Here is a 590-nt window from a genome sequence, read left to right on the forward strand (position 1 = left end):
CAGCCGATCGTGCTGTTCGACTATCAACCCGGTCGCGGGCAGGAACATCCGCAGGCCTTCCTCGGCGACTATCGCGGTATCCTGATGAGCGACGGTTATACGGCCTGGCGCACATTGAAAGGCGCCACGCATCTGGGCTGCATGGCCCACGCCAGACGGCGCTTTGCCGACGCCCTCAAGGCGAGGAAGAAACAAGGCGGGCCGCCCGCACAGGCGCTCAAGTTCTTCGACCAGCTCTACCGGATCGAAAGGCAGGCGCGGGACGAAATACCCGATGAGGGGGAAACGCAGGCTAGCTACATGCGCCGCTTCCGCCAGAAACATAGCGTCCCGGTCCTGGATGCCCTCAAGGCGTGGCTCGATGCCATCGCGCCCAAGGTTGTGCCCGACACCAAGCTTGGCGATGCGGTCTCCTACACCCTCAACCAGTGGGAATACCTGACGCGCTACGTCGAAGACGGCAGGATGCCGATCGACAACAATCTTCTCGAACGCGACATCAGGGTTTTTGCAACAGGAAGAAAATCCTGGCTTTTCTGCGACACCGTGGACGGCGCACGGGCGAGCGCCGTCACCTACAGCCTGATGCT

The 590-nt window shown here is 61.7% G+C and carries 1 protein-coding gene; it reads left to right on the plus strand.

Going from position 1 to position 590, the window contains the following annotated elements:
- Positions 1–590 (plus strand): IS66 family transposase (tnpC, locus tag LH128_RS30435; protein WP_008833538.1); only part of this gene is annotated, 590 nt, incomplete at both ends.

This window comes from Sphingomonas sp. LH128 (genome assembly GCF_000293195.2).
Lineage (GTDB): Bacteria > Pseudomonadota > Alphaproteobacteria > Sphingomonadales > Sphingomonadaceae > Novosphingobium > Novosphingobium resinovorum_A.